This is a genomic window from Pseudomonas sp. SIMBA_068, from assembly GCF_046534705.1.
GTDB lineage: Bacteria > Pseudomonadota > Gammaproteobacteria > Pseudomonadales > Pseudomonadaceae > Aquipseudomonas > Aquipseudomonas putida.
Genome location: NZ_JAWRYI010001133.1, coordinates 1 through 252 on the forward strand (window position 1 = coordinate 1; position 252 = coordinate 252).

Genomic DNA, 252 nt, shown 5'->3' on the forward strand with positions numbered 1-252 from the left:
GCTTAAATAATCTCGATGGCGATACATGGCTTTGCCCTGACTCTTTTAAAGCAATTGAGCGCGCGGTGGGGGCCGGGGTTTTTGCGGTAGATGAAATACTTGATGATAAACTCGACGCGGCATTTTGCTCTGTGCGTCCGCCAGGGCATCATGCCAATAAGCACTCGTCATCAGGGTTTTGCGTATTTAATAGCTTAGCGATTGCTGTTAAGTATGCACAAAGCAAAGGCATCAAACGTATTGCAATTGCCG

Annotated in this window: 1 pseudogene; it reads left to right on the plus strand. The window is 47.2% G+C overall.

Features of this window, described 5'->3' with window-relative positions:
- Positions 1-252, plus strand: a pseudogene (locus SB756_RS33035) (histone deacetylase family protein); the annotation flags it as partial.